13 protein-coding genes are annotated in these 13,308 nt (G+C 40.8%); all 13 read right to left on the bottom strand.

The features are described from left to right. Positions 1 to 78: 78 nt before the first annotated feature. Positions 79 to 2,424, bottom strand: a complete 2,346-nt coding sequence (locus tag SJY16_RS11010; RefSeq protein WP_377889185.1) for a DNA translocase FtsK — start codon at positions 2,422 to 2,424, stop codon at positions 79 to 81. Positions 2,425 to 2,535: 111 nt separating this feature from the next. Beyond that, a complete protein-coding gene (locus tag SJY16_RS11015; protein ID WP_377889186.1) occupies positions 2,536 to 2,760 on the bottom strand; it encodes a YlzJ-like family protein in 225 nt (74 codons plus the stop codon). Then, positions 2,757 to 3,509, bottom strand: coding sequence for a ClpP family protease (locus SJY16_RS11020; protein WP_377889187.1), 753 nt, complete (start codon positions 3,507 to 3,509; stop codon positions 2,757 to 2,759). The genes SJY16_RS11015 and SJY16_RS11020 overlap by 4 nt, the downstream gene beginning before the upstream one ends. Before the next feature lie 269 nt (positions 3,510 to 3,778). Then, positions 3,779 to 4,396 (bottom strand): hypothetical protein, encoded by a 618-nt coding sequence (locus SJY16_RS11025; protein WP_377889188.1) that lies wholly within the window; start codon positions 4,394 to 4,396, stop codon positions 3,779 to 3,781. 137 nt (positions 4,397 to 4,533) lie between these two features. Beyond that, positions 4,534 to 5,577 carry an IS1595 family transposase gene (locus SJY16_RS11030; RefSeq protein ID WP_377889189.1) on the bottom strand — a complete coding sequence of 348 codons (1,044 nt, stop codon included), beginning with the start codon at positions 5,575 to 5,577 and terminating at the stop codon, positions 4,534 to 4,536. Positions 5,578 to 5,662: 85 nt separating this feature from the next. Further along, a complete protein-coding gene (gene dapA, locus SJY16_RS11035) occupies positions 5,663 to 6,538 on the bottom strand; it encodes a 4-hydroxy-tetrahydrodipicolinate synthase (RefSeq protein ID WP_377889190.1) in 876 nt (291 codons plus the stop codon). Between the two features lie 14 nt (positions 6,539 to 6,552). Beyond that, positions 6,553 to 7,809, bottom strand: coding sequence for an aspartate kinase (dapG, locus tag SJY16_RS11040; RefSeq protein ID WP_377889191.1), 1,257 nt, complete (start codon positions 7,807 to 7,809; stop codon positions 6,553 to 6,555). 20 nt (positions 7,810 to 7,829) lie between these two features. Continuing rightward, complete coding sequence (gene asd / locus SJY16_RS11045) at positions 7,830 to 8,876, bottom strand: aspartate-semialdehyde dehydrogenase (protein WP_377889192.1); 1,047 nt, start codon at positions 8,874 to 8,876, stop codon at positions 7,830 to 7,832. A gap of 133 nt (positions 8,877 to 9,009) precedes the next feature. Beyond that, positions 9,010 to 9,603, bottom strand: a complete 594-nt coding sequence (locus SJY16_RS11050) for a dipicolinate synthase subunit B (RefSeq protein ID WP_377889193.1) — start codon at positions 9,601 to 9,603, stop codon at positions 9,010 to 9,012. Next, positions 9,600 to 10,502 carry a dipicolinic acid synthetase subunit A gene (gene dpaA, locus SJY16_RS11055; RefSeq protein WP_377889194.1) on the bottom strand — a complete coding sequence of 301 codons (903 nt, stop codon included), beginning with the start codon at positions 10,500 to 10,502 and terminating at the stop codon, positions 9,600 to 9,602. The genes SJY16_RS11050 and dpaA overlap by 4 nt, the downstream gene beginning before the upstream one ends. 90 nt (positions 10,503 to 10,592) lie before the next feature. Continuing rightward, positions 10,593 to 10,850 (bottom strand): YlmC/YmxH family sporulation protein, encoded by a 258-nt coding sequence (locus SJY16_RS11060; RefSeq protein ID WP_377889195.1) that lies wholly within the window; start codon positions 10,848 to 10,850, stop codon positions 10,593 to 10,595. Positions 10,851 to 10,992: 142 nt separating this feature from the next. Further along, positions 10,993 to 12,234, bottom strand: coding sequence for a M16 family metallopeptidase (locus SJY16_RS11065; protein ID WP_377889196.1), 1,242 nt, complete (start codon positions 12,232 to 12,234; stop codon positions 10,993 to 10,995). Between the two features lie 76 nt (positions 12,235 to 12,310). Beyond that, positions 12,311 to 13,270: a polysaccharide deacetylase family protein gene (locus tag SJY16_RS11070; RefSeq protein WP_377889197.1), complete on the bottom strand. Its 960-nt coding sequence runs from the start codon at positions 13,268 to 13,270 to the stop codon at positions 12,311 to 12,313. Positions 13,271 to 13,308: the final 38 nt, after the last annotated feature.

Raw genomic sequence — 13,308 nt, forward strand, 5'->3', positions numbered from 1 at the left:
CTCGATTACTAATATTTAAAATCGGAGGTGAATTCACTTCATATGTTTACATTTTTTGCAATAAAAAAAGCACAGTCATTAACTCGACTGTGCTTCTTCCTCTTTAGTTATTAGTACTTCTCTTGGTTTGCTTCCCTCATATGGACCTACGATTCCACGAGCTTCCATTGCATCGATAAGCCTCGCAGCTCTTGTATATCCTATTCTAAAACGGCGTTGAAGCATTGATACAGAGGCGGTTTGCATCTCTGAGATAAGCTGAACGGCATCGTCATACAAATCATCATCGACTTCAGGTTGATCTTGTTCTGGCTTATCGCTCGGAATCATCTCTTCTTGGTATTGAGCTTTCTGTTGAGCTATTACGAAATCAACGAGCTCTTCCACTTCTTCATCCGATAAAAATGCACCTTGAACCCGCTTCGGTTTATTGGCTCCCACCGGTAGGAAAAGCATATCTCCTTTACCAAGTAGCTTCTCAGCTCCTCCCATGTCGAGAATCGTTCTCGAATCAGTTTGAGAAGATACACTGAAAGCAATACGAGATGGGATATTTGCTTTGATCACACCTGTAATAACATCTACGGAAGGTCTCTGAGTTGCGATGATTAAATGGATTCCCGCAGCACGAGCCATCTGTGCAAGCCTTGTAATCGCATCCTCTACATCACTCGATGCAACCATCATCAAGTCTGCAAGCTCATCTACAATCACAACGATATAGGGCAACGTTGGCTGCTTTGATTCAGATCCTTCGTTATGCTTCTTAATATAGTTGTTGTACCCTTCTATGTTACGTGTACCGCTGTGGGAGAAAAGCTCATAACGACGCTCCATCTCACTTACTACTTTTTTCAAAGCTTGTGAAGCCTTCTTAGGATCTGTCACCACTGGTGCTAGAAGGTGAGGTATGCCATTATACACATTTAACTCTACCATCTTTGGATCGATCATCATCATTTTCACTTCATGTGGCTTCGCCTTTAACATGATACTTGCAATGATTCCATTGATACATACACTCTTACCACTTCCTGTAGCACCAGCTACAAGAAGGTGGGGCATTCGCGAAAGATCAGAAATGACCGCTTCTCCAGAAATATCTCTTCCAAACCCAATCGCTACTTTGGAGTCATGAGATTGGTATTCCTTCGACTCCAAAACTTCTCTAAGTGTCACCATCGCTACTTCTGAATTTGGCACTTCGATTCCGATTGCAGACTTACCAGGAATCGGTGCTTCGATTCGCAAATCTCTTGCTGCAAGAGCAAGTGCCAAGTCATCTGTCAGATTTACGATTTTACTAACTTTCACTCCTGTGTCAGGATACACTTCATATTTTGTTACTGCTGGTCCAAGGTGGACCTTCATTACTTTAGCTTTTACACCAAAACTTTCAAATGTCTTTTCAAGCTTTCTTGCATTCGCTGATATTTGCTGACGTTCATTTTCTTGCGTGATCTTTTTCGGCGCTTGAAGAAGTGACAATGAAGGCAATTTATAATCCTTGTTTTCAAGTTCACCAACTGTGAGTGTTTGAAGAGGTTTGTTTTCTTTTGGTTCATCTGAATTCACCTTAGGTTCAGGCGCTACCTCGTTACTTGAACTCGCAGGCTCTTGATTCGCATACGCACTCTCAGTGAACGTCCGAATTTCAGGTTCAAATTCCTCGTCATCTCCTTCTTCCACAGCTGATACTTCGTGTGTCTTTTCTTCTTCTGTCGCTTCTTTCTCTTTATTAAGTGCTTCCTGACGCTCTTTTTTATCTTTTCTGGATTTTTTACTATCAGCCATAAGTGTTTTCGCTTCATCAAACGTATTAAGAACAAAGCCTTTGACCCACTCGATCGCTTTTCCAAACACATCGCTGAAGGACTTTCCAGTAATCAATACGAAGGAAAGGAGAATTAATAGAAAGGATATCACCTGTGTCCCAGGAGCATCAAAAAGTCTATAGCAGAACGCGAATAAAAGCGCACCGATCATCCCTCCACCTAGTGGAGCAGGATTAGCAGGGTCTGTTACGCCCATCTGGAAGAGTTCGTATGTATTGAGAATCACAGATGCATTCTTCCACTCTCCATTGCGCGATAACGTTTCGAATAACCCAACATGACTTAACAATAATAATGAAACGCTCAATAAATAAAACCCCGAAAGTCTTCTTGTCCAAAAGAGGGGTAGTTTTCGTTTGACGATTAAATAACAAGCGAATAGAACTAATCCAGCTACGATTAACCCATACCATTCCCCTGCAAAAAATCGGAACATATGATAGAACGCTCGACCAACGATTCCCATCTTCAATACACCTAGAATCGTAAATGCAAGAATAGTCAGACCGATAAACTCCATTTTTACTTGTGATTGCCAGGCCTGCTTTTTCTTAGTAGTCGTCTTCTTTCTTTTTTTTCTTTTTGCCATATTCTCACCTCGTTACAAGCCGTAGCTGGTGCGAAAAGCAGCCGTCTCCGGCTGCTTCTCTATCACCAATCTATTCCTAGTATACCACATGTTACCGTGGTGCTATAGGCTCTATTTTTGAGGCGGAGTTAAGGTCAGCATCTGCCCTGGTTGGGTGGATTCATTTAAATAATCCTGCGGGTCAGTGCTTAATACTTGTACAACTCTGCATTCACTATGCGCGGTGCGCTCTACAACAAGCTGAACACCATTCCAGTCGATCACCTGCTGTTGTTCAAATGCACGTTGTTCAGTAGGAAAGACAGCTTCATGAGGGAGAATCGTATATAGGATCATTGCACAACTTCTCCTTCCTGATTCCCCTTATATTCTTCGATGTACTGATTAAGCTTCTTCATTGCTTGACCAACTGCTCCTACCTCGTCGATCAATCCGTAACTCACCGCATCCTGACCAACAACATTCGTCCCAATATCTCTCGTAAGATTACCTCTAGAAAACATCAGCTCTTTAAACTTATCTTCTGTAATATTGGAATGACGAGTGACGAAACTCACGACGCGTTCCTGCATTTTATCCAAATACTCAAAGGTCTGAGGTACACCGATCACTAGACCTGTTAACCGTACTGGGTGGATCGTCATCGTAGCCGTTTCTGCAATAAAAGAATAGTTAGCAGCAACTGCGATCGGGACACCGATCGAATGCCCTCCTCCTAACACGATGGATACACAGGGTTTTGAAAGCGAAGCGATCATTTCTGATATCGCAAGTCCAGCTTCAACATCTCCACCTACAGTATTCAATAAAATCAAAACGCCTTCGATTTTTGGATTTTGTTCTATGGCGACGATTTGAGGAATCAGGTGCTCGTATTTTGTTGTTTTATTTTGAGGTGGTAACTGTACATGCCCCTCGATTTGACCAATAATCGTCAAACAATGGATATTGGAATGTTCCATGCTCGGTACATTCGTTTGTCCTAATTGCTGAATTTTATCGACAAGCGTTGATTTAGACTGTTCATCTTTTTTCGGTTCAGGTTGCTCTGCTGGATTTGGCGTTTCATTTTGTTCGTTGTTCATACTGAGTTCTCCTTCCTCACTCTGGTAATAGTAGTATGAACGTTGACATGTTTTTCAATTCAAGAACTCATTTATAGAAAAATAAAAAGCAGACGCAAAGCGCGCCTGCTTCCATACTTTTATTTATTTAGCTATGTTAAAGGTTATTGTTGATAATTGCACTTAAAAAATGGGAACCCCGCAACAGTGGGGTTCCCTTAGGTATTCAGCAATCGCTCCCTTTTATGGAGTAAGTTTTTAAATATTTGAATCGTATGTTTTTCAATTCTTTATTGAACTTCACTAACTATATCATAATCACCAAACTCTGCTTGAGGTGGATTTGAAAAGAAAACAACTCCCCCATATTCAACTTTTACTTCTTGCCCAATTCTAATTTCTTCTGGAGCACCTGAAAGCCATATGGATGTATCTTTATTTTCCGAGTCAACAATAAGGACTTTATCTCCCTCACGTTCTACTACAAAGCCAATAATACCTGCATTCTCTTCAATTTCTTGCTCTTCTTTTGAGTTGTTTTCTACTATTACTTTATATGAATTAATGTTAGAAACGGATTTAAGTTCTTCCGAATTCAATATTTCTTTCACAGTTTCCTCTATTTCACTTTTTAAAGCAGCAGCTTCATTATCAGAACTATTTATAAAGGTTTGTATCGTTACTGATTCTTGATAATTAGTATGTATATCTCCCACTACATCTTTATCTTTTAAACCTTCCATAACCTCCATTGTTATAAGAGCCATTTCTCTGCTTATATTTTCGGGGTCAACGAATTGGTTACTTTCAGGAAAAGTTCCTTTTTCATCGGAATAGTAATGGTAAATAAAATATGCACAAACAGCTATACAGCCAATTACGACAAGACCAATGATACTTTTTTTCAAATTGAACACCTCCTATTAGAGGTTATGTCCAAATTGAATCACTATGTCAAGTTGATTACTCCGTTATTCTACCTTAACCAACATAGAAAGCTTATTTTTTATCAAGCAAAGCTCCCTATTGCTGAATAACCCAAGATTCAAGACTTGGAAAATTCTGATAACCTAAGCTTATCATAGGTTTCATCCGTAGGGAACAGGCAACTATCTACAATCATTTTACTAACAGTCACATCGTTTTTCTTATGTTTAATCTGGTCTAAAAATAGAAACCAAATCAAATAGTGGTCGAGGTATTTACTCGCCACGCCATTAAATCGTCTTATCCAAGTTTTCAGACGGCTGTGATAGCTGTTAACGTTTTGAATATGGAAAACACCTTTTACACGTTCCTTACCATCTGATTTGAACCGATAATGCTCCAACCCTTTTTCTTTTGCATACGTCATAAACGCTCGCCAAGCGTCGGTACAGAGGACATTTGTTGCTGTTAATTTTGAGCCAACCACTTCATTCAAGCGAGATTTAACAATTCGTCCCTGACAGACAACTCTTGAAAACGTTTGTTTTTGGCGGTCTCTAGCAACAAGAACACAAACTTGCTCATTACTTATACCTCGCTTTTTAGAAGAGCCACCTCGCTCCCTGGGCTTTCGACCCTCTAGTTTGCGTTTGCCTTTCTCAGAGTACAAGAAATACGTCTCGTCCATCTCTACGATACCTTGAAACTGTTCGAAATCCATCCCCTTTAATGACGAGAGTAGTTTGTGTCTCCAATAAAACAATGTGACATAGTGAACTTCAAGCAGCTCTGAAGATTTCCGAAGGGAATATCCTTCGATCATACATTCCACAAAATCAAGCCATTTATGAGGTAAATGCGTCCGATATAGAGGTGTGTTGGTGACATCAGTAAACGTCTTTTTGCAATCTTTACAACGATAGCGCTGACGTTGAAGCTCTTGCATTCTCATTTTCACTTTATACGTACCGAAGCGAGTAACATTTATTGAATGGCAATGCGTGCAAGTGTACCCATCTTTATGTTTTCTTTCAGATACTTCTTTAAAGACAGGTTCACTTGCCGAATAGGAAGCCAAAGAAGACGTAAAATATTCCTTCAGACGATGTTGATCTGTTGGATTTAGCTTGCTTATCTCCTGGATGATCTCCTTCAAAGCCATTTGTATCCACTCGCTCTCATTCTTTTTTCATATTATAGAACAATTGTTCCTGGGATACAAATATCAACAGAGTTATTTAACATAGCTATTTATTTAATACACTAGCAAGGGAAGAACGTTCTTCAGCGGTAAGCGGGAGCATCGGTAGACGAACGCTACCAACATCGATACCACTTAGTTGAAGAGCTGTTTTTACCGGGGAAGGACTTGGAGCTTTGAAGAGCTCATTCATAATAGGAAGTATTTTCCTATGAATAGCTGCAGCTTCCTTTACTTCTCCCGAATGATAAGCATTAATCATGTCTTGCATTTCGTTGCCTAGTACATGAGATGCAACTGAGATGACGCCATCTCCGCCAATGGAAACAATTGGCAACGTTAGGCCGTCGTCCCCACTGTATACTGTGAACGAATCGTCTGTGCGACTAATGATTTCTGTAATTTGATCAAGATCACCGCTTGCTTCTTTAACAGAAACAATGTTTTCGATCTTAGAAAGTTCTACAATCGTATCAGCTGTCATATTTACGACTGATCTTCCTGGAATGTTATAAATCATAACTGGTAGCTTTGTTGCCTCAGCCACAGCTTTAAAATGCTCATAAAGACCTCGCTGACCAGGTTTACTGTAATATGGAGATACGATCATTACAGCATCAACGCCAGTTGCTTCAGCCTTCTTTGTAAGCTCAATCGTCGCGTGCGTATTGTTGCTACCTGTTCCTGCAATGATTGGAATTCTTCCGTTTGCACTTTTCACTGATTGCTTGAACAATGCAACCTTCTCTTCAGAAGATAGTGTTGGCGATTCACCAGTTGTACCTGCGACTACTAGACCGTCTGAGCCATTATTAATAAGGTAATTGATCAGTTGCTCTGTTTTGGTGAAATCCACATAACCTTTGCGGTCGAACGGTGTCACCATTGCTGTAAGTACTTTTCCAAAATTCACTACTACCACTCCTTGCTTTCGGGTTATCGCTGATCCATCATCGGTTCTACTTCTTCAGTACCAGGTTCCAGGTGTAAATAGAACGTTTCATGCAGGGCATTTACCGCTGCAGAAAGGTCGCTCTGTTTAACGAGTACCCAGATTGTTGTATGAGAGTCTGCCGATTGAAGAATATCGATGTTTTGCCCAGCTAGCGCCTCAACAATTTTCGACGTTACTCCTGGCACTCCACTCATCCCAGCTCCTACAGCAGAAACTTTGGCACAGTTTTCGACGATCACAGGATCATAACCCATTTCATTTAACGTTTTTACTGCTTTTTCTGTCATTTCTTCCATGACAGTGTACACAACACCTGTTGGACTAATGTTGATGAAATCGACGCTGATGCCTTCGATTGCCATTGCTTTAAACACTTTGGCTTGCAAATCATATTGCCCTTCTTTGGCAAATACTTTTATCTGTGAAACACCATTTACATGTGCGATTCCAGTAATCAGTCGGTCGACCACCTGTTCACCAGCAGGATTGCCTTTCATCGAAGTGACAAGCGTTCCAGTCGAAGAAGAATAAGTTGACCGGATTCTCATCGGAACCTTAGACTGCATAGCAATTTCTACTGCTCGGGGGTGAATGACCTTAGCCCCTTGATACGCCATATTGCACACTTCATTATAAGTAACGATTGAAAGAGGACGTGCTTTTTCCACTAATCGAGGATCAGCAGTCATAATCCCTTCCACGTCGGTAAAGATGTCTACCCACTCAGCAGAGAGTGCCGCTCCAAGAGCCGCAGCAGAAGTATCGCTTCCACCTCTACCGAGCGTAGTCACATCTCCTTTTTCAGTAATCCCCTGAAAACCGGTAACGACAACGACATCCATAGATTTTAATTCTTCGGATAGGCGCTCCGTTCTCATCTCAAGAATCCGTGCTTTACTGTGTTCAGCAGTTGTAATAAATCCAGCCTGACCTCCTGTATAGGCCGTCGCTTTCATGCCTTCTTCAAGAAGCAAATTGGAAAATACAACCGATGAAATGCTTTCGCCACACGAAACAAGTAAGTCATATTCTCTTGAAGTCACTTTTCGATTTCGATCACCAATTAGTCCGAGCAACGTGTCGGTTGCATAAGGATCGCCAAAACGTCCCATAGCTGAGACAACGACAACGACTTTGTAACCATCTTTCACTGCATCTTTTATATGATTTACTGCTCGATTTCTTCCGTCTTCACTTTTTAATGAAGTGCCACCAAACTTCTGGACGATGACTTTCATTTTCGCACACCTTCTTCAGTCTATTTCAATATATTTAGGGCCGCAAGACTTTCAGCGATTTGAACAGAGTTCCACGCTGCCCCCTTCAGTAGATTATCAGAGACAATCCACATATGAAAGCCATTTTTTCGATCAAGATCTTTTCTGATGCGTCCTACAAATACATCAGGCTTCCCAACAGCATCAAGAGGCATCGGATATACCTGATTCGTCGGATCGTCTTGAAGTGTTATACCGGGAGCATTACTTAGTAATTCTCTGATCTGTTCTACCGAAACATCATCATTGCCCACTTCAATATATACTGATTCAGCATGACCTGTTTCGATTGGAAGACGTACACATGTCGCTGCTACTTCAAGCTCAGCATCATGCATAATCTTCTTCGTTTCATTTATCATCTTCATTTCTTCGTAGGTAAATCCGTTTTCTTCAAAAACATCTATTTGAGGAATTGCATTAAATGCGATCGGATAGTGTTTCTTATCACCTTTGACTGGTAAGTACTCAGGTGTATGAGATTGTCCTTCTAGCATTGCTTTGGACTGTTCTTTCATTTCAGTTACGGCATCCGCTCCTGCACCACTTACAGCTTGGTACGTAGAAACGATAATTTTATTAAGACCATAAGCTTGCTTTAATGGTTCTAGTGCGGCAACCATTTGAATCGTGGAGCAATTAGGATTAGCGATGATTCCTTTGTGATCACTTAAATCTCTTTCGTTCACTTCTGGTACTACTAGCGGTACATCTTCGTTCATTCTGAATGCGCTCGTATTATCTACAACGATCGCACCATGTCTAACGGCTGCTGGCGCTAATTGCTTAGAAATATTTCCACCTGCGCTAAACAAAGCCAAATCGACGCCATTGAATGACTCAGGCTTTGCTTCTTGAACGGTTACTTCCTCGCCTTTAAATGATACTTTTGTTCCTGCTGAACGTGATGATGAAAGGAGCGTTAAGGTCGAGATCGGAAAATCTCGTTCTTCTAGTGTTTTAATCATTTGTTGTCCGACTGCACCTGTTGCTCCAACTACTGCTACGTGAAATTGTTTAACGCTCATTTTAATAAATCTCCTTCCATATTCCATTCATTACCCAGCACAACAGAAGGAGAAACCTACGTTTCTCCCCACATCTGGTGATTTTATTCTCTATTTTATCATAAACCTGTTTTAAAGAAAGAAAAACCCTTTCTTAATCTAAATATCGTTCTACTAAAACGGGTTGATGTTGTTTACCATTCATCGCATGTTCAATTGTTTCAGTTAGTGACGTCATCCTTGCAACTAAGGAATTCGGTTTTTTTACAGGATCATCCTGACCAAAAGGAATAAAATAGATATTCTTTGTCGACATCAGTCTTAATATATTTGTTCCATTCAAGCCGAGTCCATCATTCGTCGAAATACCAAGGACGACTGGATTTTCATTTCGTAATGTAGCTTTTGCTCCCATTAAAACAGGAGAGTCTGTCATAGCATTCGCAAATTTACTGATTGAATTGCCCGTAATCGGCGCAATAACCATGCAGTCAAGCGGCGTTCTCGGACCAAACGGCTCAGCTTTCACAATCGAATCAACCGCTTCGTTCCCAGTGATTTCTACAATCTTAGCAACCCAATCTTCACCTTCACCAAAACGAGTGTTTGTTGACGTAACGGTGTGAGATACAAAAGGCGTGACTTTTGCACCTAACTGAACAAGCTCTTGAATCTGCGGTACTACCGCATCATACGTACAATGAGACCCTGTTAAACCAAATCCAATGTGTTTCCCTTTCAAACTCATGGATTCTTTTCCTCCCCTTCTTTAAGCTGTTCAATAAGCAGTTGCGTCAGAACCCCTGCAATGATTTTCCCAGCTGTTTTTGGAGCGACGATTCCCGGTAATCCAGGTGCTAGAAGCGCTTTGATCCCCCGTTTTTCTGCAAATCGAAAATCCGTACCTCCTGGTTTTGAAGCAAGATCGATTATCAGTGTATGAGATGGCATTTTTGAGATGACTTCCGAAGTTACGATCTGTGCAGGAACAGTATTGATACATACATCTAGGTTCGCAACTTCAGTAGCAAGAGTTGATAAATGAAATGGTTTTAATCCCATTTCGGTTATCCTCGCGATATGCTCGGGTTTTCTTGCACCAACACTTATGTTTGCACCAAGGGCATCAAATGATCTTGCAACTGACATCCCAACTCGCCCAAGTCCTAGTACAGCGATATTTGATTGATGGATTGTGATATCAGTATGTTGAATGACCATCATGATCGTTCCTTCTACAGTAGGAATAGAATTGTATATTGCTATATCGTCTCTTTCAAATAATTTAACGAGTTTTCTGGACGCTTTCGTAGCCATTTCTTCAAGATGGCTATTACTGATTCCGCTATAAACAGTGCAATGCGAAGGGGTCTTACTTAGGTGCTCGGCAGTCAGTATCACTTTCTCGTTAGAAAAAATACTATCTACTTCACCTTCCATGTTTGTTCCAGCTACTGGAAGGACAATGGCATCAAGCTTCGTAAGGTCTACTTCATTAACCGAGCACTTTGTTGCTCCTGTAAAGCCATGATCAAGCTGATCAAAGCCGATTAAATATAAATCAGCGTTCATCTCTGTTAACTTTCGAATGATTTCAAGCTGGCGGGCATCACCGCCGATTACTGCGATATGTTGATTCGTTAGCATCGTTCCTCCCCTTTCTTTTTCCACGTCTACCTACGGGGATTATTGTAATTTCTCAACATTCTATGTGGTTGATGCCCGCTTGGTGAATTATCATTCTTGCTCAATTTTGCCTTCATTTTGATTTTGCACAATAATCATATCTCGACCTATCGTTTGGATATGATCCCAGGGGATTGAAATGGCATTTTCAGTTCGTTTAAGCCCACCCCATGAGGTCTTCGGTATGATCAGTGCCTTTAACGCACCATTTGTTTCATCGAATAGTAAATCTGTTTGGCCGAGTACTCCAAGCCTTTTTCCTTTTTCTACATCAACAAGCTCTTTACCACTCAACTGACTCAACCTCATTCAAAGCCCTCCCTAAGCAATTCATATACACTAGTCTATGATTAATTTAGAAGTAGAAGACATTTTATACAAAGAAGATAAGGCTCACGAGAGTATGGATTCCGCAAAAAAAAGCTGCCGAGATATACTCGGCAGCTTAGCTTTATTTTTTCATACCTTCTGGAAATGTTCCGTTCGGGCTAATCAATGAGCATGAGAAATCATCAGTGAACGTACCTTGGACCATGTTGTTAACTTTCTCATGGTCGACGTTTTCGATATTTTTGATGATGTCATCAAGCGTACGATGTTGATTGAGTAGCAATTCGTTTTTACCGTTACGACTCATTCTGCTATTCGTACTTTCGAGACTCAGCATCAAATTCCCTTTCAGCTGCTCTTTACAGTTCTGAAGTTCTTTCGTAGTGATTCCTTCACGTTTAAACTCAAGAAGCGTGTTTTGGATCGTGTCATAAAGTCGATCGAGCTGATTTTGGGCTGTTCCTGCATAAATCGTAAGCAGCCCGCTGTCCTGGTATGCTGAATGATAGGAAAATACTGAATAGGCGAGTCCCTGTTCTTCTCGAACTTTTTGGAAAAGTCTACTACTCATGCTTCCGCCTAAAACATTGTTCATCACGATCAAGCTATAAATGTCGTCTGTTCCAAATGGAAGACCTTCATAGCCGAGACAAAGATGAGCTTGTTCGGTTTCTTTCTTTCTTGCGATATGTCCAGGGTGAAAAGTTGGCGCATCAACTTTGGGCTTATCTGATGGTGTCTCCCAATGTTCAAATGCTCTTTCCACTTTGTCCATAAACGATGCGTCCACATTACCAGCAATCGAAATAACGATATTGTCTGGTGTATAGTGAGTTTGCATATACTCGCGAAGAGTGTCACCTGAGAACCCTTTTAACGTTTCTTCAGAACCAAGGATTGGCATAGCCAATTCATGATCACCGTAGCTCGCCTGACTCAGAATGTCATGTACGATATCATCAGGTGTATCTTCATACATCTTGATTTCTTCGTGAACAACGTTCTTTTCTTTTGCAAGTTCTCCAGCTTCGAACTGAGAATTGAAAAACATATCACTAAGAACTTCTAGTGCGTAATCCGCATGATCATCGAGGACTTTCGCATAATAGCACGTGTATTCTTTTGAGGTAAACGCATTTACCTGTCCACCGATACTGTCGAAAGATTCGGCAATTTCTTTTGCATTTCTCTTATCAGTTCCTTTGAAAAACATATGTTCAAGAAAGTGAGAAACCCCGTTGAGTTCTTTGGGTTCAAAACGCGACCCAGTACCGATCCAGATCCCAATAGCTACTGAACGTACCGTCGGAATATTTTCTAATACTACTCTTACTCCATTTTTGCAAGTTACTTTGTTAATCAAGCTTGTTCCTCCTGTAGTGTAACCTTGTCATACTGTTCCAAAAACACTATATCATTAAAATAGATTGGAAACAATTTTATGGAATCATAGAAATACGTTTGGAATCCAAAACTTGAGAAACCGTTCCTAAGTGATAGCCTCGTTCCTTTATCCCTCTAATCATGGCTTCTAAGCTTTGCTCAGTTGGTTCTGTCGGGTGCATCAGGACAAGTGCCCCCGCGTGAACTTTTTGTAGCACTCGTGTGGTAATCACATGTGGCGAAGGTTTTTTCCAATCAACGGTGTCAACACTCCAAAGCACAGTTTGCATCCCTAGTCTATGTGCAACTTCAACACTATTGTAGGCATAACTTCCACTAGGAGGGGCAAATACAGTCGGTTTTTTATCGATTGCAGCCTCAATCACTTTATTCGTATCTTCAAGCTCCTTATGAATCGAAGCATTATTCATTTGTTTCAAGTCAGGATGTGAATAGGCATGATTTCCAATTTCATGACCTTCTTCATTAATCATCCGAACAAGATCAGGGTTCTTCTTAGCCCACGATCCATCTAGAAAAAAGGTAGCATGAACATTCCCTTTCTTTAAATGCTTCAACATATCGGGTAAATATTCTTCTCCCCACGCGACATTGATCATCAAGGCGACCATCGGTTTATTCGGGTTCCCTTTATATACAGGCGATGGTTTAAGGTCCTCCAGCTGAATTTCAGGTTCAATTTCTTTCTTTACGAGCATTTCTTCATCAAATTTCTTTCCTTCCATCTGTTCAAGGGAAGCTTTCACTTCGACCTCAACACCGTTATAACCAGGAATTCCCTTCCACACCCGATCCACAACAGCGTTAATAGGTTTTATATCTAATTTTGCTTTTGCCTCTACTATGTCATTATGGAGTGACGAGTCACCACTAACCATAATCGCTTCTTCTTTTAACGAAGTTAAGTACATCGATGTATAGGGGTTTTGAATCGTTTCTGCTGTCATCGCCAGAATGATCACAAATACAAATAAGTGTATCCAGGTTTTCTTCATCAAATTGACCCCCTTTTGTACAAAGGTTATGTAAAAAA

This window comes from Alkalihalobacillus sp. R86527 (genome assembly GCF_042466185.1).
Lineage (GTDB): Bacteria > Bacillota > Bacilli > Bacillales > Guptibacillaceae > Guptibacillus.